The organism is Candidatus Nitrospira nitrosa (assembly GCF_001458735.1).
Lineage (GTDB): Bacteria > Nitrospirota > Nitrospiria > Nitrospirales > Nitrospiraceae > Nitrospira_D > Nitrospira_D nitrosa.
Genome location: NZ_CZQA01000001.1, coordinates 322,773 through 349,743, shown reverse-complemented (window position 1 = coordinate 349,743; position 26,971 = coordinate 322,773). Strand labels below are relative to the sequence as shown.

At 56.5% G+C, this 26,971-nt stretch carries 21 protein-coding genes and 1 other RNA gene; 11 read left to right on the top strand and 11 right to left on the bottom strand.

What is annotated here, in order from left to right; translation table 11 throughout:
- The first annotated feature begins 339 nt into the window (after positions 1-339).
- Complete coding sequence (locus COMA1_RS01625; protein WP_090742841.1) at positions 340-864, top strand: hypothetical protein; 525 nt, start codon at positions 340-342, stop codon at positions 862-864.
- Positions 865-1,069: 205 nt separating this feature from the next.
- The gene (locus COMA1_RS01620; protein ID WP_090742838.1) at positions 1,070-2,929 is read left to right on the top strand and encodes a RecQ family ATP-dependent DNA helicase; all 1,860 of its coding nucleotides are present in this window, start codon (positions 1,070-1,072) and stop codon (positions 2,927-2,929) included.
- A gap of 348 nt (positions 2,930-3,277) precedes the next feature.
- Here COMA1_RS01620 and COMA1_RS01615 read toward each other — a convergent pair whose 3' ends face one another.
- A complete protein-coding gene (locus COMA1_RS01615) occupies positions 3,278-3,499 on the bottom strand; it encodes a hypothetical protein (RefSeq protein ID WP_090742836.1) in 222 nt (73 codons plus the stop codon).
- Positions 3,500-4,067: 568 nt separating this feature from the next.
- On the opposite strand from COMA1_RS01615, the gene COMA1_RS01610 reads away from it, so the two are divergent.
- The 3 genes from COMA1_RS01610 (at position 4,068) to COMA1_RS01600 (ending at position 8,420) form a co-directional block, all read left to right on the top strand.
- Positions 4,068-5,564 carry a DUF2868 domain-containing protein gene (locus COMA1_RS01610; RefSeq protein ID WP_090742833.1) on the top strand — a complete coding sequence of 499 codons (1,497 nt, stop codon included), beginning with the start codon at positions 4,068-4,070 and terminating at the stop codon, positions 5,562-5,564.
- The gene (locus COMA1_RS01605; RefSeq protein ID WP_090742830.1) at positions 5,561-7,030 is read left to right on the top strand and encodes a GTPase domain-containing protein; all 1,470 of its coding nucleotides are present in this window, start codon (positions 5,561-5,563) and stop codon (positions 7,028-7,030) included. Before COMA1_RS01610 ends, COMA1_RS01605 begins: the two co-directional genes overlap by 4 nt.
- A 148-nt stretch (positions 7,031-7,178) precedes the next feature.
- On the top strand, positions 7,179-8,420 hold the full coding sequence (locus COMA1_RS01600) for an NnrS family protein (protein WP_090742827.1): 1,242 nt from the start codon (positions 7,179-7,181) through the stop codon (positions 8,418-8,420).
- A gap of 116 nt (positions 8,421-8,536) precedes the next feature.
- Here the strand turns inward: COMA1_RS01600 and COMA1_RS01595 are convergent, their stop codons facing one another.
- On the bottom strand, positions 8,537-9,214 hold the full coding sequence (locus COMA1_RS01595) for a class I SAM-dependent methyltransferase (protein WP_218055281.1): 678 nt from the start codon (positions 9,212-9,214) through the stop codon (positions 8,537-8,539).
- A gap of 225 nt (positions 9,215-9,439) precedes the next feature.
- Between COMA1_RS01595 and ssrA the strand changes: the two genes are divergently transcribed.
- Positions 9,440-9,789: a transfer-messenger RNA gene (ssrA, locus tag COMA1_RS01590) on the top strand.
- 393 nt (positions 9,790-10,182) lie between these two features.
- Here ssrA and COMA1_RS01585 read toward each other — a convergent pair.
- Complete coding sequence (locus COMA1_RS01585) at positions 10,183-11,967, bottom strand: glycoside hydrolase family 15 protein (RefSeq protein WP_090742824.1); 1,785 nt, start codon at positions 11,965-11,967, stop codon at positions 10,183-10,185.
- 48 nt (positions 11,968-12,015) lie between these two features.
- On the opposite strand from COMA1_RS01585, the gene COMA1_RS01580 reads away from it, so the two are divergent.
- On the top strand, positions 12,016-14,256 hold the full coding sequence (locus COMA1_RS01580) for an alpha,alpha-trehalose-phosphate synthase (UDP-forming) (protein ID WP_090742820.1): 2,241 nt from the start codon (positions 12,016-12,018) through the stop codon (positions 14,254-14,256).
- 21 nt (positions 14,257-14,277) lie between these two features.
- A complete protein-coding gene (gene otsB / locus COMA1_RS01575; protein ID WP_090742817.1) occupies positions 14,278-15,102 on the top strand; it encodes a trehalose-phosphatase in 825 nt (274 codons plus the stop codon).
- Positions 15,103-15,237: 135 nt separating this feature from the next.
- Here the strand turns inward: otsB and COMA1_RS01570 are convergent, their stop codons facing one another.
- Entirely contained in the window at positions 15,238-16,785 is a 1,548-nt protein-coding gene (locus COMA1_RS01570) for a fused MFS/spermidine synthase (RefSeq protein ID WP_090742814.1), read from the bottom strand.
- 197 nt (positions 16,786-16,982) lie between these two features.
- On the opposite strand from COMA1_RS01570, the gene COMA1_RS01565 reads away from it, so the two are divergent.
- Entirely contained in the window at positions 16,983-18,302 is a 1,320-nt protein-coding gene (locus tag COMA1_RS01565) for a UDP-glucose dehydrogenase family protein (protein ID WP_090742811.1), read from the top strand.
- Positions 18,303-18,399: 97 nt separating this feature from the next.
- Here COMA1_RS01565 and COMA1_RS01560 read toward each other — a convergent pair whose 3' ends face one another.
- The 7 genes from COMA1_RS01560 to COMA1_RS01530 form a co-directional block, all read right to left on the bottom strand.
- Positions 18,400-19,107 (bottom strand): HEAT repeat domain-containing protein, encoded by a 708-nt coding sequence (locus COMA1_RS01560; RefSeq protein WP_090742808.1) that lies wholly within the window; start codon positions 19,105-19,107, stop codon positions 18,400-18,402.
- 35 nt (positions 19,108-19,142) lie between these two features.
- A complete protein-coding gene (locus COMA1_RS01555; RefSeq protein WP_176697773.1) occupies positions 19,143-19,907 on the bottom strand; it encodes a HEAT repeat domain-containing protein in 765 nt (254 codons plus the stop codon).
- 72 nt (positions 19,908-19,979) lie between these two features.
- Positions 19,980-21,080, bottom strand: coding sequence for a HEAT repeat domain-containing protein (locus tag COMA1_RS01550; RefSeq protein ID WP_176697772.1), 1,101 nt, complete (start codon positions 21,078-21,080; stop codon positions 19,980-19,982).
- Between the two features lie 5 nt (positions 21,081-21,085).
- Positions 21,086-22,183 carry a HEAT repeat domain-containing protein gene (locus COMA1_RS01545; RefSeq protein ID WP_090742799.1) on the bottom strand — a complete coding sequence of 366 codons (1,098 nt, stop codon included), beginning with the start codon at positions 22,181-22,183 and terminating at the stop codon, positions 21,086-21,088.
- A gap of 222 nt (positions 22,184-22,405) precedes the next feature.
- Positions 22,406-23,761: a HEAT repeat domain-containing protein gene (locus COMA1_RS01540; protein WP_176697771.1), complete on the bottom strand. Its 1,356-nt coding sequence runs from the start codon at positions 23,759-23,761 to the stop codon at positions 22,406-22,408.
- Entirely contained in the window at positions 23,754-24,221 is a 468-nt protein-coding gene (locus tag COMA1_RS01535; protein WP_090742794.1) for a hypothetical protein, read from the bottom strand. The genes COMA1_RS01540 and COMA1_RS01535 overlap by 8 nt, the downstream gene beginning before the upstream one ends.
- A 5-nt stretch (positions 24,222-24,226) precedes the next feature.
- The gene (locus COMA1_RS01530) at positions 24,227-25,273 is read right to left on the bottom strand and encodes an alkaline phosphatase family protein (RefSeq protein WP_090742791.1); all 1,047 of its coding nucleotides are present in this window, start codon (positions 25,271-25,273) and stop codon (positions 24,227-24,229) included.
- 145 nt (positions 25,274-25,418) lie between these two features.
- On the opposite strand from COMA1_RS01530, the gene COMA1_RS01525 reads away from it, so the two are divergent.
- Both COMA1_RS01525 and COMA1_RS01520 read left to right on the top strand, forming a co-directional pair.
- Positions 25,419-26,450, top strand: coding sequence for a YlbF family regulator (locus tag COMA1_RS01525; protein ID WP_090742788.1), 1,032 nt, complete (start codon positions 25,419-25,421; stop codon positions 26,448-26,450).
- Between the two features lie 7 nt (positions 26,451-26,457).
- On the top strand, positions 26,458-26,910 hold the full coding sequence (locus tag COMA1_RS01520; RefSeq protein WP_090742786.1) for a hypothetical protein: 453 nt from the start codon (positions 26,458-26,460) through the stop codon (positions 26,908-26,910).
- Positions 26,911-26,971 lie beyond the last annotated feature (61 nt).

Genomic DNA, 26,971 nt, shown 5'->3' with positions numbered 1-26,971 from the left:
AAGTCTCTTGTGAATCATTAGGTTGCACGAAACTTTACCTGTCAGATTCTTTTACATGAATGAATAATCCTGCGCTCCTTCACGAGTACATACATCTGTGCTTGTGTGTGAGCTTCCTCTCAATCTCTTCGTGGTAGGCAGCGCGTGTGCGTCTCCGGTAATGGAAAAGCTGAGAGGCGAATTGTTCCCAATAGAGTTGGGTCAGCCGAGAGTGTGGTCTATGGCCCTGTCGATTTTTCAGAAACCATCGACAAGCACGGCGTTCACGGTTACATTTCGAAACAGGTGGTTAGAATTTCACTTTGAGTACGCTGGTCACGCCAAAAGAGGAGCTAAACAATGATGCCAACTCACACACCTACCGATGAAGAGCTGAAGAATCAGGTGATCAGGCAAGTGCTGGCGGGGGATACGGCGGGAGCACAACAGACGGCGAACGAGATTGCGGATACACGGCAGTTGCGAGATGCCTGGCAGATGATGCTCTTTGTCGAGTCGGAACGAGGGAATGTGCAGGCTCTGAAACACACGATTCTTTCCTGTCCCGATCCAGCGCTCTTGGCGAGCCACTTTTATCTTGAGCTTCCGCAACTCTTCATTAAGGCCGGTGATCGGGCAGGGGCCGTCGAAATTGCGAAGGCGATGGGCAACGCGGGGGTCCTCCCGCTCATCGGCATCGCCGCGCACATGGCACAAGACGGAGATATGGATGGGGCTCACGATGCGCTATCCCACATCGAGGATGAAGACTTGAGAGCCATGATTCTCAGGAAGGTGATTGCGTATCAGCCGAGGATCCAGCGACTTGATGGAATAAATCTGGACGGAGACCGGGCCACGGAAGACGATTCCCTCGCAGCGTGACCATTTCTGCGAGGACATCCATCCACTCAATCGGTTCCTTGCTCTATTCCCACAGACGGCGTTCTCTGAAGGCGTGGTATGACCGCCGATAGGGAGGCAGGTACGGCTTGTTCTGTCTCAGCCACCTCGACTTGCCCGTGCTGGGTCATCTATACTCCTTGGCGGTGTTTATCTCTGTTCTCCTCATGCGGCGTCGCCTCATTCCGTGACTGATCTGACTCAACAGCTCAAGGACCGATTCGGGTTTTCGGCATTCCGACCCGGCCAGGAAGACGTGATCCGTGCCGTGTTGGCTGGGCGCGATGTCATGGCGGTGATGCCGACGGGCCAAGGCAAGTCGCTCTGTTATCAGTTGCCGGCGACCATGCTGCCGGGACTGACGCTGGTCATTTCGCCGCTCATTGCGCTCATGCAGGATCAGGTGACGGCCATGAAGCAGCGCAAGATTGCGGTTGCGGCGTTTCACTCCGGACTCACTGGGCTGGAAAAGAATCTTGTGCTGGAGGATCTCCAACGGAAGCGAGTGCAGCTGCTCTATCTCGCACCGGAACGGATGCAGCATGAAGGGTTTCTCCGACTGTTGCGTTCGCTCTGGGTATCATTGCTGGTGGTCGATGAAGCGCACTGCATTTCCCAGTGGGGCCATGACTTCAGGCCCGACTATATGAAGATTGGTCGGCTGCGCCAGGAGCTCACGAATCCTCCCTGCTTGGCCTTGACGGCGACGGCCACCGCTCGTGTGCAGACGGATGTGTGTCGACGGCTGTCGCTTCAGGATCCGTTCCGATTGGTCGCCGGATTTCGACGGAAGAATCTGGCTCTCTCTGTCCAACATTGTCAGTCTCTCCGTGAGAAACTCGAGATCGTGGAGCAGCTGGTTCAGGGAACGGAGAGAGGCACGATTCTGGTGTATGGCGCGACGCGCCGAACGGTGGAGGAGGTCGCGAGTTGGTTGGGACAATCTCATCGGTCGGTTGGCTTCTACCATGCCGGTTTGTCCGATGAAGAACGGCGACTTGTGCATGGTGATTTCCGTCGAGGGACCTTGCGAATCTTGGTGGCGACGAATGCCTTCGGTATGGGCATTGATAAGCCAGATGTCCGACTGGTCGTCCATTTCGATATTCCAGGAAGCATCGAGGCCTACTACCAGGAGGCTGGTCGAGCCGGACGTGATGGCCAGCCTGCCCGCTGTGTGTTGCTGTTTCATGAACGGGATGTGGCCACGCAGGACTATTTCATTTCGCAGGCATCCAAGGATTCTGACGGCGCAGAACGTGCGGGACGCATGACGACGCTCTTGCAAGAGCTCCTGGGGTATGTGTCGACCTCGACCTGCCGACAGCTGGCGATTTTGGACTACTTTAGCGATCAGACTGAGGTTGCCTTGGGCCCTTGCGGTCTGTGTGACCGCTGTGTGATGCCGGTGCGGCAGTTAAGCCGAACGGTTCCTCAGGACCATGCGATCGCACAGGCAATTCTGGACACGGTGGCCTGGTGCGGAGGACGGTTCGGGATGGGGCGGATCGTCGATATTCTTCGCGGAAGTCGGTCGAAGGTGCTGGCGGCTTATGGTGTCGCAGATTGCCCAACCTACGGCGTCTGTCGAACGGAGACGAAGCTGTCCGTCACAAGCCAGGTGAAAGCTCTTGTCGGCTCCGATTACCTGCGTGTTGAAGGGGCGGAGTACCCCACGCTCGAGGTGACTCCCACAGGGCGAGAAGTTCTGCAAGGGCTTCGTACGGTTGAGTTGGAACAGGGGGAAGCCGTTTCAGCCCGTGGGCCAGTACAAAAACCGCGTCGCTCGGATGCTGCGCTCACGGGTGTTCCGATGCCATTGCCGCCGGATCGACTGCTGGTTGAACGGCTCAAGCAGCTCCGCTCCGAACTGGCCGCGGAAGAGGGCGTGGCGCCGTTCCTGATTTTTCATGATAAGACCCTGAAGGCTATTGCCGGTTCAAAGCCAGACACGCGAGCGGCGCTGTTGGAAATTCCTGGCATCGGCGAGCTGAAGGCCGAACGGTACGGGCGACGGGTGTTGGCTGTGGTGAATGGCCTTCAGTAACCTTGGCCAATACCAAGATTGTTCTCATATCCTGGGGAAAAATCGTGTGAGGTTGGGTGAGAGTATTTCGCCACACTTCTAAGGCGGATATGTCTGCGGACCATGCGGTGTAAGGTGAGTACATGGAGGGGAGTCCCGCAGTCCTCATTCAGCCTTTGAGAGGTGCAAGGGAGTTTGGAGTAAAAATGTTGCGCAGGCGAAGGTTATGCCCTGCGAATAAAACCTACCCGTCGCGAATTCGTAAGGTGGGCAGTGCTGCAAGACGTGAATGAGATGGCACAGGCCCAAGAAGAGGTGCGGCACAGGCCATGGCCTATCGTTCATGAGTCCTGAAGCACTGCCAAACGATTACGCCGCCACGGCTGGTCGACTCATCTTTCTTGCAAACCCAGTTGCGAGCCGACCGGCTCTCTGTGCCTGCTGGGTTGCACGATGAAAATGGATCAGCGGGTCCACGATGTTGCCGCAGGTCAGGCACCGAAGGGCCTGCATCCACATCGGCAGATAACTTTCCTTCATGTCCAGTAAATGATCCACCACCATCAGACCACTACATTTCGTGCACCTCATGGGAATCCCTCCTTCGTGAATGAATGAGCGCGGATGATCTTGCTCAGTATGTAGTGAGTCCTCTACGCAATGATGATGCCAGAATGAATTGTGTGTGGCTGTGTAGACGCAAAGGCTCGCTAGTCCTGAACCAGCGCCACAATCCTTGTGTGCAGTTCGAGATGCCCTTCGGCCTTGTGGCTCCGCCTCGTATCTTTCTCGATACAGCTGGTGTGACAAAACGATACATCCTACCTACGTAGAAGGTTGGGATGGGGGGCTGACGAAGGAAACGGTTGCCTGGTGATTCCATCTCTTGCTGAAACCGTCTGGCGGGTAGCCGCTATTGGTTATGGCTGGTAAATGTGCTGTGAAGCGTGCTGTGTCTCTGAGACCCCCTGCCGGGATGTTGTGGTATCGGCATGATAGGGAGAGAAAAATCAAGAACATGTCATTGACGGAATAGTTTCGGGCTCCGATAATGCAACGATTCATGGCAAAGGGGTGGTGAGGGTAGCGGTGTAGCTGTGAGCAGAGTAGGTAATTCCTCGGCACCGAGTGCGCAAACGAGAACCTAGCCTGACCATCGATGACGCTTGTCCAACTTGCTAAGGTGCTCCTGGTTCAGGCCTGCGAGGAACACGACCCAGACCATAAGTTTCTCCTACGGTACGAACGGGAGCTGTCCAGTCATGGGAACGAGCCTCAAGCCCAATCAGCTGCAGGGGAGGCTCCGCATAGCGAGGAAGCGTGGGTCATTGAACGAGCTGAGCAGATCTCCGATCGATTGTCGCAAAAACATTCTCTGTTCAGTTCAGCGGTAGCCGTCGCTCAAATCAAGACTCCGATCACCCCCCTCATTGGCTGTGCATTGATAGGTGGCTTTCTCGCCGACCCTATCGGGCCTACCGGGCACATTAACCTTCTAAATTTTCCCCTTCTGACACTCCTGCTCTGGAATGCCGTTGCGTACATTGGGTTGCTCTACAACTTCGTCGTGTCTCGATCAGAATCAGATCTGGAACAGCCCGGCCTGCCGGGGCTGGTGGAATGGTTTGTGGGACTGACGGTGAAGGGACGGCTGAGTCGCCTGCGGTCCGATCGGGTCCAGAGTCCTGGTGAAGTGCAGTGGATCACCGCATCCCTTGCGTCTTACGCCGTGCATCTGCTCCACAGTAGTCGAGGCTTGGTGGTGACCCATGCCCGCAGCCTGTTGCACATGGCTGCGGCAGCGCTGGCGATCGGTGTGATCGCGGGGCTCTATATACGTGGCATCAGTTTGTTGTATCAGGCAGGTTGGGACAGCACCTTTGTGGAGGCTGAGGGGGTCCATCGATTTCTCTCAATCCTCTTTGCTCCAGCCAGTTGGCTCTTGAGCATTCCGATTCCCGGCGTGGATGCCATCGCCGGCTTGCGCGGCCCGGCGAAGGCTCATGCGGCGATTTGGATTCACTTCTGGGCGATGACGACAGTGCTATTTATTATCCTCCCACGAACCTTGCTGGCGGTGGCTGCCTGGAGGAGAAAGACTCGCCTGGCTGCTGACATGCAGCTCCCAGTCAACGAGCCCTACTTTCGACGCCTGCTGAATCCATATCAAGGGAAAGGGCTGCTTGTGGAGGTGCTGGCGTACAGCCATCGGGTAAAAGATGCTGACGATCGTCTCCTCACATTCCTCAGCGAGGCCTTTGGTCTTCTGGCTCACATCCAAGTCGGGAACTCAGTCCAATACGGCGACCGGCATCCCCAGTTTCAGGCCGACTCCGATCGCGGTCTGTGCGCGGTGGTCTTGTTCAATGTGGCCCAGGCGCCCGAGGAGACCCACAGTGAATTTTTGGAGGAGCTGAAAGCGACAATCCAAAGCAGAGGCCGACCGAACATGCTGTTGATTGTGTTGGATTGCGAGGCGTACGCGCAACTTGACCACGAGAAACGGCTCAAAGAACGGTGCCAAGCCTGGGTGGCTCTGGCAACCGAGTGCGGGCTTCGGGCTGTGCGATACCGAGACCCTTCTGGATCGCCGGATGGAGAACTGCAGGCTTTACCCGATTGTTTGTGGCCCGGTGATTTTCGAGGCACAAAATGAGCGTGCAGAAATCCCAGATCGCGCTCTCTTTGATTTCCCATACCAACATCGGGAAGACCACCTTAGCAAGAACGTTGCTCCGGAAGGAGATCGGACTCGTCGCCGATCGAGCCCATGTCACACTCGACAATCAAAAGTATACGGTGCTCGAAACGGAAGCAGGGGAGTCGCTGCAACTGTGGGATACGCCAGGCTTTCCCAACTGTCAGAAGATCCTGGCGCGACTACAAGGGGCTAAGAACCCGATCCTTCGGATTCTGACGGAAGTATGGGACCGATTTCGCGATCGGCCATCCTGGTGTGCCCAGCAGGCGGTCTTGAACGTTCAGCACGAGGCAGATGTCGTGCTCTATCTTGTGAATGCGACCGAAGAGCCGAACATGGCCGGCTACATTGCATCAGAACTGCAACTGCTCGAATGGATTGGGAAGCCGGTCATCATCCTCTTGAATCAAATCGGCCCACCCAAAGCCCGCGACGAACAGCAGCGTCTTGAACAACCTTGGAAGGACTACTTTGCTCGGTATGGCTTCGTCAGGGCGGTGCACAGTCTTGATGCGTTCAGCCGCTGTTGGGTCCAGGAAGGCATCCTCTTTGAGACCATTCAATCGTTGCTTCCTCCGGACGACCGTCAGCTGATGACACGCCTGTTTGTTGCCTGGAAGCACACGAATCTCACGGTGTTCCACGCGGCGATGCAGCAGTGGGCGATGCTGGTGTCGACTGCCGCAAGAGCTCGGGTGATGACCAAAGGTGACGGCTCGCCGATGGAGCGGCAAAAACAGCAGGCTGTCGATGGTCTGTTGAGGGGGTTGGTGAACGAGGTGGGGGCGACGACGAAAGCCGTCATTGCTCTGCATGGCCTGGAGGGAGATGCAGTTGGGATCATCCAGGCCAGAATGGAGCATGTGGAAGTTCAACGGGGCTCGCGTGGCCTTGATGAGACGACCCTCGGCGGTACTGCGATTGGCGGGATCGGTGGAGCCTTGACCAGCGGGGCCTATGCCGGGCTCCATCTGGACGCGGCGGCTGGCGGAGTCAGCATGGGGCTGTTTACGGTCGCCGGGGCAGTGGTTGGGGGTGTCCTCGGATTTTTTGGAGGAGAGGCCTGGGCGGAACGACGTGTCGGTAATACACCGACCCCAGTCACGTGGTCGGATGAGTATTTGGATTTGCTGGTCCAAGACGTCATTGTACGGTACCTCGCCATCGCGCACTTCGGCCGAGGCCAGGGGCAGTATGTGTCGGATCCGGAAAATCCCAGGTTCTGGGTCGAGAAAGTAAAAACCTTGGTAGCGAGGCAACAGGCGACCTTGCACGAACAATGGACTGTTCTGCGGGCGCAAGACTCCAAACCTCGAACGGATAAGAATCCGACACCACTCACTGCGCTGCTGACATCCATGACGCTCGAACTGCTCTGGAGCGTCTACCCTGCCTCCAAACGGTTTCTGGATCGCATGTGAAGGTTGTGCGTCAGTTGACCGACCTGCTTTCAGTACATCACCGCTTCATGCGCTCTGCTGGTTTCCCACCTTTCTGACACAGACGTATCTATGTGATGCATGCACTCGGTTGACAGGAATCTGATCCGCACACGAGAATCAGGGGCCTATGCCATCGAAAGAGATACCAGTGGTTGGTCAGCCAGCTGCAGCCGTGCAGCAAGCAGATGAACCCACATTTCCTCGTTATGCCGGGCCGGCATTCCTCTCTTATGGCTTCAGACCATTCTTCCTTGGCGCTGCCGTGTTTAGCGCGGCATCAGTCTTGGCTTGGGTGGCGATCTATGCAGGGTATGGACAGGCCGACTTTCTCTATCCTCCACGCGAATGGCACGTCCATGAAATGTTGTTTGGGTATATTCCTGCCTTGATTGCGGGATTTCTGCTGACAGCCATGCCCAACTGGACGGACCGCATGCCGTTGAGAGGCGTGCCGTTGCTGGCAATGTTTCTACTCTGGCTTGCAGGGCGGCTGCTCATGGCCATACCGTTTACGAGCGGTCCGGCTGCTGCGGTCATCGATGGAGCGTTTTTGGTGTTTTTGGCTGCCTATGTCTGGCGGGAGATCAGTGCCGCACATGCCTGGGACCGGACCCCGATAGGTGTCCTCGTAAGTCTCTATGCGGCTACGAATGTGTTGTTTCATCTGTCGGCAGTCCAGCATCTCTCCACAGACCTTCCTGAACGGCTAGCCTTGTCGATTATGACGATGATGCTCACGGTGATCGGAGGTCGGCTGACGCCAACCTTTACGATTGAGTACTTGGAAGGACGGAATGAAGCAAAACTGCCTGCTGTGTTTACCCGTTTCGATGCCGTCGTGATGCTGTTGGTTCTTCTAGCTGTTGTTGTCTGGGTGGTTCAGCCGGAAAGTAACTGGACAGGGATCGCGTTGATCGTGGCAGGACTGGCGAATCTGGTGCGTCTCCTCCGATGGCGAGGGTGGAAGACGTGGCGTGAACCGTTGGTGTTTATCTTGAATGTCGGTTATGGATGGGTTGGACTGTATTTGATAGCCCTTGGTGCTGCGATTCTGGGGGTTGGGTTTGAGCCTGCCAACGCAGTTCATCTGCTGACGACTGGTGCGATGGGAGCCATGACGTTGGCGGTCATGAGCCGTGCAAGCCTTGGCCACACGGGACGACCGCGACACGCGGATCGGCTCACCGTGGCGATCTATCTGTTGGTCAACGCTGCGGCGTTGTTTCGAATCTTTGCTCCGCACCCCGAGACACCCACTGCGCTGACTCATGCCATGCTCGGGATGTCTGCGCTTGGCTGGAGCGGGGCCTATCTTCTGTTTGTCTTCCACTATGGGCCGTACCTGGTCCATCCCAGTCTTGATGACTAGCGCCTGCATGAGAAAGTGATTGCTGGTTCTTGGGGAGAGGGAGTCGATATTGGAATCCGGACCTCTGCGGCGCCTCGGCTTCTTGAAGGGGGGCAGGTGAAGATTCGAGAACCAACCTACGATGTCACGTGGCAGCGTACGAAGTTCAGCAGGTGTCCTCGATAAGATGGCTTGAGCGGTTCGCTGAATTCAAGATGCGTCTCCGTATAGCCATAGCCTTGTGAGGTGAGCTTGGCACTCATCTCGCCGCACCGGTGTCGGCCGGGATCGGCGAGCAGTATTTGGCAGGTTGGTCTCGCATGTCCGGCCAGAAAGCTTGCCAGTAGGGCAGGATGATTTCGCTCGTACAATAGGTCGCTGCCGATGATGAGATCGAAGCGGCCCAGCTCAACAACAGGATTTAGCCATGGGGCGTTGAAGAAGGGAATGGGTGCGAGCCCGTTGAGATCTGTGTTTCGGCGGAGGAATTCCTCTGCCAGAGGGTGGTAGTCACAGGCGGTGATATTGGCACCACGCCGTTGCAAGACGAGGCTGGGGAGGCCGATCCCACACCCGACCTCGAGAATCTGTTTGCCTGCGATGGGAAACCGACTCATCTCCTCAGCGAGCGCGAGTCCGGCCGGCCACACGACACCAAAGAGAGGCCAAGAGGCGGAGGAGATTCCGATTCGTTCGGCGCAACCGTCAGGGTCGGAGAACTGACGTCGATCGCGGAGGGCTCGAATCTCATAGGACACCGTCCCGATCTGATAGCGGGTCGTCTCGACCTCGTACCCTTGTGTAGTCACATCCACGTAGGATCCACTATAGTCCCATGTCGAAAATGGGACTAAGGATTTCGTGATTTCGATCAGGGAGGGCGGTTTTACGAGGTCCTGGTATTCCCTTGACCGGTGCGGTATGGTAAAGACGTAAAATGTGAGGTGTGAAAGGTGAACGTTGCTTGAGTGTAGAGTGAATCTTTTTTACGCTGCACGTCTCTCACTTTGTACATTTTACTTTTCGAGATTTTGAAGAAAGGGGGCGACCGGTTTCGACGGGGGTACTGAGGTCACTGTCGCATGTCGAGCTCTCGGGAACTCGTAAAAGTCCGAGAAAACGCAACTGCCAATCAAGAACTGGCACTCGCAGCCTAATTTAGGCTGAGACGTCGTTCCATCTGAGGCCCGCGGGGGTGGAATGGCGCGATGCAGCGGGCTGGTCCCAGGCCGGTGCTCAGCGGCCGAGGACGAGAACTTTCTGGGCTAGTGGCTGTTCTAAGCCTGCCGACGGGCGTGGATGGCTGCGAAGCTTAAATTGTCGGCTACACATGTAGACACAGTGCACTGACGATCTTCGGACAGGGGTTCAACTCCCCTCGCCTCCACCAAACAAAGCTCGCTCGACCCGGAGCCCTTATGATGGCTCCGGGCGACGGGATAAACACCTCCAGTGTCTTTCTTCTAATTCCACACTTCGTGCGTACCGGCGGCTCACTCCCTGACTGATGCCGCTGGATAGAGTCTTCAACCCATAGGTACCCCCACTTGCTCGACCCTGAGTCTATATAATGATTCCGGTCGACGGGGGACACTCCACCAGTGCTTCCTAATTTCTTGGTAATGCCTCGCTTGCGTGTGCCGGCGGCTTATCCCTCGATTGACGGTGTTGGAAACAGTCCTCAACTCACCAGTGGTGGAGTGGTTGGATAGGCACCGATTTCGTCTTGGGATCGAACAGGTGTTATCGATAGAGAATAAGAGCGAGAAGTCTTCGCCTGTTGCTACAGCACGTCACTCCAGGGAGGGCTGAGGGCGAAGGCGGCGTTGATCAGGCCGACGTGGGAATAGGCTTGGGGAAAGTTCCCGAGTTGCATATGGGTGTTCGGCACAAAGTGTTCGGCAATGAGTCCAACGCTGTTGGCGCCGGTGAGGCACTGATTCATGATCTGCTTGGCTTCCGGCAAGCGACCGAGTTTCGCCAAGGCCTGAACGACCCAGAATGAGCAAATCACAAAGCTTGCCTGGGGTTTGCCGAAGTCATCTTGCCGCAGGTACCGGTAGAAAAACCCGGTCTCCTTCCCCTCGTGCTTGAGGGCGAGAGAGTGCTTGATCTGAGAGACCGTTGTATCGCAGACCTCTCGATCCGGAAACCCGACAATGGCCAATTGCGCTAAGGAAGCATCGTAACTGTCGTCCTTGGGGCCGTTCCGTAAGGCCTTGTCCTTCATGGCTCGAAGCAGGGCGTTGGCTGCCTTCGCTCGTGCCGCGTCGAGATCGATCGTGAGGTCGCGGAGAAACCCCGCTCGCTGGATTCGGTAGGCGCGATCGAGGCCAGCCCAGCACATGAGGTTCGTGAAGGAGTGTTCCTGCCAACCGTTCCGAATTTCCCAGAGCCCGGCATCCGGTTGGGAGATGCTTCGTTCGCATAGTCGGATTAAGTTTGCGACCAGCGCTTCATGATCCCTTGTCCGAAGGTCATAAAAACGGTTGTCAAAAAAGATCGGTGCCAGCGTAAGAAGCATCTCACCGTAGACATCATTTTGCACATGCTCGGCGGCCTGATTTTGGCTGCGTACTGGTCCGCTTCCCAGAAAGCCTTGCCAGTTGGAATGTTCGGTTTCGGGGAGAGGGAGGTCTTGGCTGAGTGTGTAGACCGGCGCCAGCCGATCATGTGATTGTTCACGGGCATAACAGACGTTCAGCAAAAACTTCAGGAACCCTTCCATTTCCTCAAAATGTCCCAGGTTATAGAAGGCAGAAAGTGAAAAATGCGCGTCGCGCAGCCAACAGTAGCGATAGTCCCAATTCCGAGTGCCGCCGGGTTCTTCAGGGAGGCTCGTCGTCAATGCCGCAAGGATTGCCCCCGTGTCTTCGTAGCAGTGGAGTTTGAGTGCAAGGGCGGAGCGAATGACTTCTTCTTGATAGAGTACAGGGATTGAGCAATGTTTCACCCAGATGCGCCAATATTTCGTGGTCTGGTCCAGAAATTCGTGGCTGACCTTGACAAGGTCGTCTTCAATTCCGATCCCCCAGGTCAAGGCGAAGTACATCTTTGAGGTCAGCGCGACCGGCGTTTCCTCGCAGAGGTAGGTGAGTGGCATATCGGTCAGGAGCCGCAAGTATTCACCGCGTATGTCGTACCGGAAGTGACTATTGCCACGAACGAATCGCACCGGCGTTTTGTCCCATCCGGACACCGGCTTGCAACAGACGCGAATGGAAGGAGTGCCGCTGAGCGGCTCCACAATTCGAAAGAGGGCGGTCGGCCGATAGACGCGTCCATACTGCAGAAAACGCGGACAGAAGTCGGTGATTTGATACGCGTCTCCGTTCGGGAGGGAGACGGTGGTCACCAGGATATTGGTGTTCGGGAGATAGTGTTGCTTGGAGGTCGTTTCTGACAGAGGGACCGACGGGTCGATCGAAAAATGGCCCCCTTCTTGGTCTAGGATCCTCCCAAAAACAGGGGGACTATCCGGTCTCGGCAAGCAGAGCCAGTCGATCGACCCATGGGTGCTGATCAACGCCGAAATTTGGCAGTTTCCGATGAGGCCGAACTGGTACACAGCATGACCATATTTGATTTCTGGATGAAAGTAAACTAACTTGTTTCCATGAGGCTCTTCGCGCTTTCGCTAAGGTTTGTCCTCCCCTTGGTGATCGTATTAGCCGTGATCGCCTACGGGGTTATTCCGCTGGTCGATTCATTCCAACTGAAATGGTTTGTCCGCGATCTCGATATGCGGTCCAAGCTCATGGTCAGCACAATGGGGGGGCCGCTGGCCGATCTACTGGTTTCTAACTCAAAGGGCAAGATCTCCGCCTATTTTACCCGTATCATTCAGGATGAGCGGTTATACGCCTTAGGTTTTTGCGACCTGGAGAACCGACTTCTGTATGAAACGCAGGCTTTCCCGGAGGATGTCACCTGTCAAGAAATGACGAGTCTCGCGCCAAACTTTTCCACCGTACGCACGTTCGGTAGCGGACCGCTGCATATCACGTCGGCAACGATCGAATCCAGCGGACGTCGGCTAGGACGTCTTCTCCTTCTCCACGACATGAGCTTTATCCAGCAGCGGAGTAGCGATACCAAACAATATGCCTTCTATCTGTTTGCCGCGCTCACGGCGATTATCTCACTGGTGACCTTGCTCATTGCGCATTTCAGCTGGAAGGAGTGGGTGGCCGGAGTGCGGGCGATGGTCAAGGGCGAGCGGCTCTTGACTCCATTGGCGCAGGAGCAACATGCCCCGGAGCTTCAGCCACTGGCGAAAGATTTACGCTCGTTGGTAGAGGCGCTTGAAGCCGATCGTCGCATGCGCGATGAGAGTCAGATTTCATGGACCCCGGCCAGTCTCAAGTCGATTCTTCATGAGCAACTTGCCGGAGACCAGGTACTGATTGTCTCAAATCGGCAACCCTACGCCCATTATTGGCAAGGACAAAGCATTGCGGTACAGGTGCCGGCCAGCGGGCTGGTGTCGGCGCTCGAGCCGGTGATGCGCGCCTGTTCAGGCATCTGGGTTGCGCATGGAAACGGATCCGCGGACAGGGACGTTGTGGATGAGCGCCACCATGTCAGTGTCCCACCTTCGAATCCCTCGTATCAAATTCGTCGGGTGTGGCTTACTGCGGAGGAAGAGGCTGGGTATTACTATGGATTTTCCAATGAGGGATTGTGGCCGCTCTGCCATATCGCACATGTTCGGCCGACCTTCCGGTCATCAGACTGGAAACAGTATGTGGCCGTCAATGAACGGTTTGCCCAGGCCGTGTATGAGGAAGCGACGACCGACAATCCAGTCGTGCTCGTTCAGGACTACCATTTTGCCCTCCTCCCGAAGCTCATCCGAGACCGTTTGCCGACCGCCACGATCATCATGTTTTGGCACATTCCATGGCCGAACGCGGAAAGCTTCGGAATTTGTCCCTGGCGCGAGGAAATTTTGGAGGGGCTCCTGGGGAGCAGCATTCTCGGGTTTCATACCAGAGTGCATTGCAATAATTTCATCGATAGTGTCGATCGTACCCTCGAGGCACGGATCGATCGGAACAGCTCCACGGTGTCCTACGGGGGGAAACTGACGGCGGTCAACCCCTATCCGATCTCCATCGAATGGCCGTTACAGTGGCTCCCTAGCCAGCAATCGATCCAAGAATGCCGAGCCAAGCTGCGGGCGGCATACGGCATGCCGGAGGATCGCTTCATCGGCTTGGGGGTCGAGCGGTTGGATTATACGAAGGGCATACTCGAGCGGTTCATGGCGGTGGAACGGCTGTTGGAACTCCAACCGGAATGGATCGGAAAGTTTACCTTTATTCAGATCGCGGCTCCGAGCCGCTCCGTCATCGAACAGTACCATCATTTTACCAGTCAGGTCGCTGCGTTGGCCGAGCAGATCAATAAACGCTTCGGGCATGCCGGCTATGAGCCGATCTGTCTCCGCATTCAACATCACGAGCCGGCTCAGGTCTGTGAGTGCTACCGTGGAGTGGATCTGTGCGTGGTGAGCAGTCTTCATGATGGGATGAATCTCGTCGCGAAGGAGTTTGTCGGTGCCCGGGACGATGAGCAGGGGGTGTTGATTCTGAGCCAATTCACGGGGGCTGCTCGGGAACTGACGGAGGCGCTGGTGATCAATCCCTATGACATCGATCAGTTCGCCGCAGCGCTTCATCTTGGTCTGACGATGCCGAAGGTGGAGCAACGGGCCAGGATGCAGAGCATGCGTGGGCTGATCCAAGAGTTCAATGTGTATCGGTGGGCGGGCCGGATGCTCATCGATGCGGCTCGCATGCGACAAAAGGAACGAGTGATGAAACAGGTACGACGGCCAAGTTTACTGGGTTGAGGGAAAGGTATCACAGGCATTATGGATTACCTCTTGACGGAAGCAGGCAAGCTGGAGTTAGCGAAACTCGTAAAAGGGAGGTCGCTGTACGCGTTTGATTTTGACGGCACCTTGGCGAAGATCGTCCGGGAGCACCATGCGGCCAAACTGTCGCGCCCCATCCGCGTCTGGCTCGAAAAACTTGCACAGGGAGTCCCCACCGCAATTATCTCGGGACGCTCCGTCGAAGATCTGCACTCACGGGTCGGGGCGATCGTGCCCCACTTGATCGGCAACCATGGTTCAGAAGGCCCTCATACGCGCCAAGAGGATCAGCAACAGGTCCGCGAGACCTGTCGGGCGTGGTTGCAGTCGATCACCGAGCGGTTTCACGATGAGTTGTCACAATGTGGAGTGTCCATTGAGCATAAGTCCTATTCACTCTCCTTTCATTATCGAACCGTCGGTCACCGAGATGCGGCACGGCTGCTGATCTCTCGGGTGATCGGCGAGTTGTCTCCGCCTCCTCGCATTGTTCTTGGGAAATCCGTCGTCAATGTGATGCCGCCAACGGCTTCACACAAAGGGACGGCATTGTTGGAGTACATGCGTCGGCTTGACTGTTCCCTGGCGCTTTACGTGGGGGATGATGAAACCGATGAAGATGTCTTTGCGCTGCATGACCATCGCATCCTGACGGTGAGGGTCGGTAAGAAGAAGGGTTCGTCAGCCCGCTATTTTCTGAAAAGACAGGCAGAAATTACCGCCGTACTCCAGTTCCTGGTCGAGGGCTGTGATCGTGGTCTTCAGAGCTGGAGCGGGTGCCATGAACAGGGAGTTCCCAGTCCCATCCCCCCACTCTCATGAAACGCGTTGGCTGGATGTTGAAAGAGTTCTATGTTGTCGTGCTTGGATCGGTTCTACGTGTGTGAACGCTATCTCGTGAAGCGCCGTTCGGTTTCGAGATACAAGGTGTGAATAACGAGGGAGGAACAATCGGTTTTACTCCACCAATTGCGATCGCTCTCGACCAAGCAGCAGGTCGTACGGGGCGAAATCGTCGGTCAACACCACACCCTGTGGCCAGGGGTCGGTTCGTCGCGTACTCAATAACGCGATCGTTTCCATCGGCAATCGCTGATTCATCGCTGTCTCGGTAATCTTCGCCAGAACAGAGTCTGCTGAGGTTTGTTCAATGAAACGGCCTCCAAAGAATACCAAGTTCTTCGCCGGGGACATGCCGGTCTTCCAAGGCCCTTCCACGGCGAAACTCTCCAGGGCTGGGAAGGCCTGCTTCATCGTCTGCACGACCGCGGATGCGCGGGCGAGGTCACCTTCTTTTCCGGACGAGGCCAGGTTGACCGCAACAATGCCGTTTTGGTTGAGGTGTGTCCGTACCAGCGAATAGAACTCCGTCGTGGTCAGATGAAACGGGATCATGTCTCGTGCGAAGGCGTCGATCCATATAAGATCGTATGTTTGTTCTGTCGCGTTGAGAAAGGCTCGACCGTCTTTCACAAACACATGGTGATTGGTCGGCGCCTGATAGGCAAAATACGCTTCTGCCATACGGACGACGACCGGGTCGAACTCCACGATATCCAGCTCCAATGTCGGCCACTGTTGTGCCAACCACTTGGCCAATGACCCACCGCCATGGCCGATGATGAGACCACGCTTTGGTTCGGACACCAAGGCCAATGACGCGACCATCATTTGGCTGTAGGGGAGAAAGAGAGACGTCGGTTCGACTTTCCACATGGTGGCGTGGAATGTCCTGTCCAAGACTAGATACCGAAACAGATCATCCTCACGAATACGGACCTGCTGGTAGGGACTTTCCTCTTGATGGACGGGAGCTCTGAGTCGTTGAATAGGGTTGAGGGCCAACATCCCCAGTAGCCCGATGCATCCAACCGCGATCAGCGGGACGAAGGGGCGAGCGGGTGTTGCTCTCATCAGCCACAGAGCCCCAAGTCCGACCTGGATGCCACCCAGGCAGGTAAGGAGCGATTGGCTCCCAAGCCATGATAACAGGAAGAAGGCGGTTCCCCAGGTGCCGGCCAGACTGCCCACGGTCGAGAGGGCGATCATACGGCCTGTCTGTCGACCGAGGTGATCCATGTCGGCCACGGCTAGTCGTAACATGGCGGGTAAGACACCGCTGAGGCCGAATGCGGGTGGAGCAAGAAGGACGGTAGCGGCGAGACAGGGGCCCCAACGGGGGTCCTGCACGAGTTTCTCGATCTCAAATAGAATAGGCTGGTTCGCCCATGCGACGAGAAACGTCCACCCTCCGGAAAACAGCAATAGGGCCGCCAGAACTCGTCCGCTGGGATATCGATCGGAAACCCATCCACCGAATGCATATCCGCTGCTCATCGCGGCGAGAATCACGCCGATCAATGCGCCCCACACGAACAATGAACTGCCGAACACAGGGGCCAACAGCCGACTTCCCAAAATTTCCAAGGCCATAACGACTGCCCCGGTCACGAGGGCCGTGCCAAGTAAGAACCAGCGTGGAATTCGAGGTGGGTGAAGCGTCATCGGAATTGGATGGGAGTCTGGGAACCTTTCTCCTGCATTAAGTCCAGGGCGGCGTCGGATTGTACTCAACGCATTTTGTGAGAGTCAACGAAGGTCGATGGGCAATTAGTTGCGGGCCGATGATGGAATTCATTGCCCGAGGCGGTTCAGGTTGTTATACTTTTGAACAAATTCCTTAAGGTGAAGGAGGATCGGGCATGCATATCAGTGTGATCGGAACCGGCTACGTTGGACTGGTGACAGGGGCCTGTTTTGCTGAGTTTGGAGTGAATGTCACCTGTATGGATAACGACAGCCGAAGGATCGAGAAGCTCAAAAATGGAGAGATCCCGTTTTTTGAGCCAGGGGTGGCGGAACTTGTGGCGAAGGGGAGCAAGGAAGGCCGGTTAAGTTTCACGACGGATATTGCTCAGGCAGTGGACAAGGCGCTGGCGATTTTCATCGCCGTCGGTACTCCACCAAGCCCGGATGGCAGTGCCGATTTGTCGTTTGTCAAAGAAGTGGGGAGAGGCATTGCTCTCCATATGAACAGTTACAAAGTGATCGTCACCAAGTCAACGGTGCCGGTCGGAACCGGTGAAGCGATTCGTGAAGTGGTTAAAAAAACCCAGAAAACGCCGATCCGGTTCGATATGGTCTCGAATCCTGAATTTCTTCGAGAGGGATCGGCCATTGAGGATTTCATGCGGCCGAATCGCGTGGTGATCGGTGCAGACAGTGATCAAGCGGTCGCCATCATGAAGGATCTCTATCGTCCGCTCTACCTGATTGAAACCCCGATCGTCGTGACCGATGTGCCGACGGCCGAACTGATCAAGTATGCGTCCAATGCGTTCCTGGCGACGAAGATTTCGTTCATCAACGAGATCGCCAATCTGTGCGAGCGAGTCGGGGCCAATGTGCAACTGGTATCGAAGGGGATGGGATTGGACCATCGAATCGGGTCCAAGTTCCTTCATGCGGGCCCAGGATTCGGCGGGTCGTGCTTCCCCAAGGATCTCGCGGCGCTCATTCAGACGGGGGAGCGCAACGGCTATCCCATGCAGATTGCTTCAGCGGCGTCGCGTGTCAACGATGTCCAACGTGGGAAAATGATTGATAAGATCCGGGACGCTGTCGGTGGACTCAAAGGAAAAACCGTGGCATTCCTTGGCCTGTCGTTTAAGCCCAACACGAATGATCTCAGGGAAGCTCCGGCGCTGGCGATCGGGCAAGAACTGTTGGCAGAGGGCGCGACCATTCGCGCGTATGATCCAGAGGCGCTGACGGAAGCCTGTCAGTTGATGCCTAAGCTTCAGCCTTGCCAAGATGCCTACCATGCGGCTGAAGGTGCGGACGCCTTGGTGATCATGACTGAATGGAACATCTTCAGAAATCTCGACTTTGAGAAGCTGAAGTCTACCATGCGCGCGCCGCTCCTGATCGATCTTAGGAATGTCTATGATCCTGAACGAGTCACTGCGGCGGGCTTTAAGCACGTATCAGTGGGACGGTCGGCTTACAGCCCCAAGGGGTAGGAGCTGAACAGATTTAAGTGTTTCATTTCTGGACCGGCTCAGGGCGGGCCCTTTGACCCGCCTGCTCTGAGCGATCGGTTTATCAGTGATACCTGCGCTACGTCAGCCGCGGCAATTCAGCTTTGGGAGCCGCATCCTTTGTTTTGGGTTTATACCCCATTCGGTCCAGCACCTTCATAATCCTCGTCTTGAGCCGATCGTCGGCATCACCTAAGGCCGTAGCGAGCGGTTCAACGGCGGGCTTGCCGATTTTTCGGAGAATTTCCGTCGCCGATTGGCGGATCTCGTCTTCTTCCGATACGAGGAGTGGAATCAGTGAGGAAACGGAAGGCCCTCCGAGCTTGATGAGTGAATCGTAGGCGCGTTGGCGGACATCACCGACTTCGTCGGTCAATGCCGCAACGAGCGGCTCAACCGCGCGTGGATCTTTTAGTTCACCCAGCACTTCTGCCGCGTACTTCCGATTCAGCCAGTGCGAATCCTTCAGGTCGAGCAACATGGCATCGGCTCGCGCGGTATTCGGATCTTTGGGACGGATCTTGAAGCTCTTTGCGACTCGCTTCCCGCCTTCCTCCACGACACGGATGGTGGCGCCGTCCCCAGCCTTGATTTTTTTAAGATCCTCTAGTGCCTCTTCCGCCACCTCCAACAAGACCGTCTTGCCGTCGTAGGCCAGGAGTTCGACCTCCAGCTGCCGGCTCTCTGGATTAACTGCGACAACCCGTTCTGTGACGAGGTTAAAGCCGTCTTTTTTCTCGCCGCCCTTCGGCGCAATCTGAATCAACTTTGGTGCGTCATCTGCCATGGAAATTTATCCTCTTGAGTATGAAGTAAAAGGGTTTACTGTTCAGGAGTCCACCCGAGGCTTGCCAATACCGCCTCGACGGTTTCCTGGACCATGGTATTTTCGTCCTCACGTAACGGCAACAAGGGTTGAATGGCTTCCTGTGCGCCGAGACGAGCCAGTGACTCGGCTGCATTACGCCGGACGAGCCAATCTTCGTCGCCCAGCGATTCAATCAAGGGCCCGATGCCTCGGCGATCACCGATCTTGCCCAGCGCCTCTGCCGCATGACGGCGAACCATCCAATTAGGCCCAAGCAGTCCGTCGATCAGGGCTTCAACCGCTCGCACGTCGCCGACCTTCTTGAGCACGCGGGCTGCATCCTCTCGGAGCGTGCTGTCCATGAGGGCTTCAATCAATCCAGGGACGGCTCCTGAATCGCCGATCCGCTCAAGTGCCCATACTGCGGCTGTCCGTACCGCTCCGTCACGGTCCTTGATGGCCTTCACCAACGGTTCAACTGCACGCCGGTCTCGCAATTTTCCGAGTGCGGATGCCGCCTGTTCGCGGATCGCCCAGGAGCTGTCTTGAAGCGCCTCGATCATCGGTTCAACAACCGAGAGACCCATTCGCACGACGGCGCTGGTCGCAGCCTCTCGAATGACCACGTCCTCATCGGCCATCAGGTCGATCAGCCGGGGCAGTGCGTCCTGGCCGGTTTGGCCGAGGCTCGCGATCGCGTGATCACGTAGGGCTTCGTTTTCGTCGTAGAGCGCATGAATCAATTGCTCGATACGATTAGACTCAGAATGCTCAGACATGCTCATTACCCTCTTCTCGGATCTGGTGCTCCGATAGATATCAATTGCTCGATGCGATCGAATGTAGGTTGCTCAGTCATGCTCGTGGTCCTCTTCTCGGGTCTGGCTTTCCATAGCCATGATGGCCTCAAGCTTATCAGCGATCAGGCCGGCATTATACGAGACCAGGCCGTCACGATCTGTCCGAAGTTGGTCAAAGGTATCCTTGTACGGACGCAAAACTCCCACATCCTTGATCTTGGCCAAGGCTTCCATCGCATAGACCCGGAGCGGTCGGATGGGAATGGCATTGAGGTAGAGCTGGGTCGGACGTGAATCGCCGATCAACCCCAACGCTTTGATCGCCAGCTCCTTCACTCCGGTATCCTTGTCCTGTTCAAGTCGCTTCATCAGTGGGATGACGGCCCGTACATCTCCGATTTTTCCAAGAAGGTCGGCTGCCGCTTCGCGCACGAGCCAATCCTCATCTTCGAGATATTCGAGAAGGATTTCCACACTCGGTCGTCCAATCCCCAGGAGGTCGATGACGGTCGCCATCCGCGCCTCTTCCCGCTCACTGGCCCCTTCAACGTCGCGCAGTGCATTGAATGTCATATCAATGCGTTCTCGAATGGCACTCAGTTTTTTTAATGTGCCGACGGCGATTTCTCGAACAGCCGGCTGTCCCATCGCATCGATGAAGGCGTCGATGGAACGGGGGTCTAGCAATTGATCAAGCATCAGTGCCGATGCAATTTGCGCCTCAGTATTGGGGTGTTTGAGTAGGTCGCACAAGGGAAGCACAGCGGTGGGAATGGCGCCGATCAGGTGCGTGAGCACCTGCCTTGTCGGCCCTTCCGGTGTGTGGGGTAACAAAGAGACCAACGCTCCTGCAGTGTCCACATCAAGCACACCTGCCATCTGTTCAAGGGCCGTCGCCGCAGCCTTGCGGACACCGTCCTCATCGAGTTCGAGCAGTTCGACAAGGGCGACTCCGGCCCGTGGGTCCTTGATACGAGCCAACATTGCCGCCGCTTCCTTCTTCAGCTCGGTAGAACCGGTTCGTAGGGCATCCATCAGCGCCTGGACTGATCGTGGTCCACCGGCCACACAGGCTGCCGTCGCCCGCATGCGGCGCCAATCTTCTTCGTGCGTGAGTTCGGAGACCAGAGTCTCAATGGTTTCTTTTGACATGGTGTTCAGAGGCGGCTGATGGAGATCTGCCGTGGTCTCCATCCCACGAGGGTCAAGGTCTCGCGAACATGGAACCGGAGGTTGTCGTCCAGCGAATCAGTTAGCAGTGGAATGAGAACGGGAACGACCTTCGATCCGAATTTGGCCAATGAGGCGGCTGCCTCTGCGCGGGTATGGGTCGGACTCAGCGCCGCGACGAGCGAAGGAATCGCCCGGTCGTCACCGATCAGCCCCAATGCTCGTACGGCGGCCCCTTGCGTGATGAGCTCCTCATTCCACTGATCCCCACAGCCGACTGCTGTCCTGGTCGCTTCCGGAGGGGCGCCGCCTGTGACGACATCGATTAGGACGGGCACGGCGGTGGGATTGCCGATACGTCCGAGTGCCTCGACCGCTACGGTCCGTAACCCCGGTTCACGCATAGCTACGCATAAATGATCGACGGCTTCAGCATCACCGATTTCGCCCAACGCCCGCACGGCATCTTCGCGAACGGCGGAATCAGCATCGTTGAACAAGGCCGAAAGCAGCGGTTCCACTGCACGAGGGGATCGCGTCTTTCCGAGCGATTCCACTGCATGCAGGCGAACCAGCCAGTCTTCATGCTTCAACGCCTGCACTAAACATGGGATGGCGGTGTCACCGATGGCTGCCAGAGCTGTGGCTGCTTCCTCGCGAACCGCCTTGACCTTATCCTGCAGCAGCGGAATCAGGGCGTCGACGGTATCTGCGCTTTTCACACGGCCCAAGGCTTGAGCCGCGTGCATCCTGACGATCCAGTCGCTGCTCTTCAGTGCCAACATGAGTTGAGTGAGCACTCGTTCATCCGCGATGGTCGCCAGGATAGACGAGGCTGCCTCTTGAACTGCCAAACTGCTTTCAGCCAGACAGGATCCGAGCGCTTCTACTGCCGGAGTTCCGATAGCACGCAACGCTTCTACTGCCGCTTCACGCACGGAACGGTCCTCGTCCCCAAGAAGGGGCACGAGGGGAGCCACCGCGCGCGGATCTTTGAGCTGACCGAGCAGACGTGCCGCCTCCTCACGGATCGCCCAATCCTCATCCTTGAGTGCTGCGATCTGTTCTGCAACCCTATCGACCATGTTGCTCTCTACCAGGATGTTGAAGCCGTCCGCCAGATTCCTTTGTCGCGTCGCTCGGAAGCCTCAACATACGGACTTAAGTATGCGGCGCCTCGTCACTGGTCGCGGTCTTGCTGGCCGGTCGTTTGAACATCCTGTGGGATAGTGACATGCTACGTGCGATGGTACAGCAACCTGCTCAGTGACTGTGTTGCGAAGGAATGCGGCATCCGCCGGATTGAATCAGACAATGTCACCGGATGGCCCAAACCGTCCGGTCTGTCCCAACGGCCGATCGATTCGCAGGTTGTCGGCTTGGCTGGAACTGATCTCGACCTCCTCATCGGAAGGGGTCCATCCAAGCGTTTCCAACGTTTCGAGCGTAATCTGCTTGAGAGCATCTTTGGCCGTCAGGCGAACCGAGGCGTACGAGAGCACCCGTTCCTTTTCCGCTTCAACTTCCGAGGCTTTGGGGTCGTAGAGAAAGGCAATAAGGGGTTCGATCGCCGCATCGCCGATGACGGTCAGGGCTGCCGCGGCTTTTTCACGTAAGACTCCGTCTTTCAACAGCATGATCAGATCAGGAATCACGCGTGGATCGCGAAACTGGCCCAGCGCGGTCGCCGCCGCTTCTTTGATGAACGCATCCTCGCTGACGATACATCCCGGTGTCGGCGAACCCTCCTGCTTGATCCCTTTACCCTTCAAAGCGTCCAGTACGGCGGGGAGTGCACGCGGGTCGCCGATCATGCCGAGTGAGGCGATAGCATGGCGCTTCACGGCACCGTCTTTCATGGCCTCGATCAGCGCATCGATTGCTCGTGGGTCGCTGATCATGCCGAGCGCGATCGTCGCATCTTCACGAACGGCCCGATCCTGGTCTTTCAATGCGGTGATGAGGGCTTCTACCACCTTGGCATCACGGACCCAGGTTCGGCCGATTTGATAGTCCGTCGTCATCCCACCCAACGCCCGGGCTGCGTGACAGCGGACCACGAAATCCTTGTCGCTGAGGCTCTCAATCAGCGGATCGACCGATGGTTGTCCGATGTACATCAGCGCGGTTCCTGCGGTTTCTCTGACGATTTTTGAAGAGTCCCGGAACAGTTTGATCAATACTGGAACGGCCGTCGGATCGGCGATTCGGCCAAGGGCCTCTGCCACGGCACTCTTGACGGCTCCGTCTCGGTCACGACAAGAAACCATCAGCGCTTCGACGGCACGAGGATCTTTTATCTTGCCGGCAACTTTGGCGGCATGTTCTCGGACGCGCCAACGCTCGTCCTTCAACGCTGTTATTACGCGGTCGACGGCAGGTGAGCCTACCTTGGCCATGGCCTCGACTGCCTGGTCTCGAACCTCCATGATCGGGTCATTGAACAAACCGATCAGGGCTTCAATTGCCTTGGGGCCGCCGATTTTTGAGACGCCACAGCCCGCATAGGCCCGAACCGACCAATAGTCGTCGCTGCAGGCAACGAGTAACGCCTCGAGGGTTGACGGATCACCCAGATCGGCGAGGGCTTTCGCCGCCTCCTCACGAGTAGCGTCGTCCACGTCCTCAAGTGCGTCTAATAGGTTGTCGAGTGCGTTAGCCATTGTTTGGTTTCTGGTTGTAGTAAGGGTCAGGCTGTCCACCATGGGGGTAGGTGCGTTTGCACAGCACAACCAAGGTTTGGGTTCCACGACCTTGCACGCATTGGTCCAAGGCCGGTGAAAAATCGATGGTGCCGTTCAGGCCGACGGTAAATGGAAAATCGAAGGTGAAACTGATGAATTTGTACTTGCCGGGTCGGAGCGAGAGGTCACGACGCTCAGATGTCTTAGGGGCATCAAGGGACTCCGGATCGGAATTCCAGATCGAGGGCGTCACGCCGGGTATCTGCCACCATGACATGGGGACTAACTTGGTCGCATCAATGGTGATCTGGTGTTCATGAAGATGGGCAGCCGGACGGTCTCCGGCGAGGCTCTCTTGAAAAAGCACGACAGTCAGCAGGCCAATGGCGGCGATGCAGGGGAGGAAGAGCCGGTATGGTATTTCGGTCTTGGAGCGCATGGTGGTTAGCGTTTCTTAGCACGGGGTACAGCACGGGCGGCTGTGTCGTTCTGGAAAATCTCTTCGATCACCTTGCTGTCCCATTCCGTATGGGTCTCCATCTTGAGCATTCGCATGACCGTCGCTCCGGTATCGATGATGGACACTGGTTGACGGATGACCTGGCCACGCGCGATACCTGCTCCGGAAACGATCCAAGGAACAGCCGGCGCCTCAGCTTGTGTCGTTTCCCCACCGGCGTCATTCCCCTTGGTGCTGAGCGTTGTCACGAGGACGGCTGTTCGGTCTAAGAGATTGTAGTGATTGAAGAGGTCCAAGACGGATTTCATCGCGGTATCAACCGTCTTGAGCGCCTCCTGGTACTCTTTTGAGTTCCAACCGTGAAGCACCCCGGCCCGCCCCGCTTCTGGAAGATGTACTACTAACAGATGTGGGAGGGCATGGACTGCATGGCCGTACCCATGACCGCTTGAGGCCTTCTGGAAATACTGTTGAATGTAAGCGACGAGCTTCTGTGCGCCGCACTCCGGCCGCAATGCCCCACAGAGTTGATAGTCGGTGTAGGGTGCCGGTTTCGCGAGTTGATAGAGTGCCTCGTCCATAAAAAAGACGGCACTGTCTCGGCCTCCGGCGACATCCAAATAGTCGAAGAGGCTAGGGGCGCGTGGATAGCCCCGGCTGAACTCAAACGAATTCCAGGTAATCCCATGTTTCTCAACCGGTAGGCCGGTGACGAGCGACGCCATCATGGGAAGCCGTAAGGCCGGCTGAACCGCGTTGGCCGACCATGTCACAGACCCTTCTTTGACGAGCTTGCTGAGAACCGGCATGGCGCCGCTCTTGAGCGAGTCCTGGCTGAATCCTTCAAGGACGAACAGGATGACATGCTCTGTTACGGAGTTGAGCGGAGCGGCTGCTTCGCCGACGGGAGGCGTCGCATAAACGGGTGTGGAGGCTCCGATAGCAAGCCAGCAGGCGAGAAGAGCTCCCAACCTTGTGCATATGCGCGAAGAACGATGTGTCATGACGTGACGATGATCCGCTTGTTTCATAGGCGAAAGGAGTACCCTAACATGCAAATTTTCCGGAAGGCAAGGTGGAGACGGCACCCGCCGAATGCTGGCAGAACCGTTGTCTCGGTGTTAAGCTGATTCCACCAGTCGTTCCATCTGCCGCGTACAGGCGAGAGGGTATGCGATGTCCGGTCGATTCCAGCAACCGTCATTGCCCCGCTATGTGGCTCTGTACAAGACGTGTCTTCTGGTTTCGTTCCTGCACATCATCGCTGCCGATTTCTTTCTCCTACCTCCTGCATTTGCAGAACCTCGAGTCGTGAATGCCCAAGGCGAGCATCGCATGGGCAACCGCGATACTCGTGAGGATGCGATCCGGCTCGCGACGGAGGCGGCGAAGCGGAATGCCTTGGAACAGGTTGCCACGTATCTGGAAAGTGTGACAATCGTGAATGGCATGGACGTGACCAAAGACGAGATTCGCACGTATACCGCCGGTTTGGTGCTGGTGCTCAATCAACAGATCTCCACGACTCTCGACGGCGATGTTGTGGTCATCAAGGCAGACCTTCTGACGCAGATGGATACGGAGGAAGTCGCACGCGCGATTACGGCGCTCCGAGAAAACGAAGATGCCCGCGTGCAGTTGGCCGAGCTGAAGCAAGAAAATGAACAGCTGCAAGAGGAACTCCAGGCAGCCAATCAGGCGCTGGGGACTGCGTCCACACCGGATCAAGTGCAGCAGGCCGCGCTCAGGCGGAAAGAAATTCTGAACCGTGTGCAATCGAATGCGATGGTGTCGCAGGCTTGGACCAATTGGGTGCTCGTCTCGCCGATGGGAATCCCGCAAGGTTTCTTGAACAGTGCGAGCGGCCTCTTCCCGGCCAATCCACATATCGCTATTGCCCAACAGATCATCGCCTACCGGCAACCCCATACAGCACCGGCTCCCCCGCGACCAGGGAGTTACCCAGGTCGGATGCCGAGCCATGAGCTTGTCCCACCTCCAGGCGGATCTGTAGGGGCTCGCCCGCTCAATGAGTCTATTCATCGGACACCTCGTGGGGTGCCTCAGGGGGATCGTCAACCAATGGGTCAATCGGGACAGGGGTTTGGCGGAGCGAGGCGAATGCCTCAGGGACAGTCTGGGTTACAACAACCAGGCTCGCCTCATCGGGGAGCTCCGTCTTTCGGACTGCCGGGTGGAGGTCGCTAGGGTTAAAATGTTGAAGAAAAGCTTGGGAATTATTGTAGTCACGGTGAGTCTCTGGCTAGGTTGGGGACTTGTTTCTGATACGGCGCCCGCCTCTGAAGTTGGCTACTCTGCGGATCAGTACTGGATCGGTAAAGGACAGGGCGATCTGGCCAAAGGGAGAGCGATCTGTCTGCGCGTGTCGGAGCTGTCGGCTCGGACGGATCTGGCCAAGCAGATTCGTGTGTTGGTCAAAGAGCATCTTATCGACCGTGTTCGTGAACGGTCTGGGCGTGAGACCGAGCAGGACATCGAACTGACCCGCGAAGAAATCGTTCAAGAGTATTTACAGGATGTGAAGATTGTCGACCGACGAATTGATGAGGAGAATAAGATTTGTACGGCCACTGCTGTGATGTCGAAACGTCAAGTACTGCCGAAGCTTCCTGATCCAACCCCAAGCCCCTCTGATACCCATCAGTAACGTATCGCTATCCGGCAGGTTGAGTTGCAGTCCTGAATCCAGATCGGATATGTAATCTGTC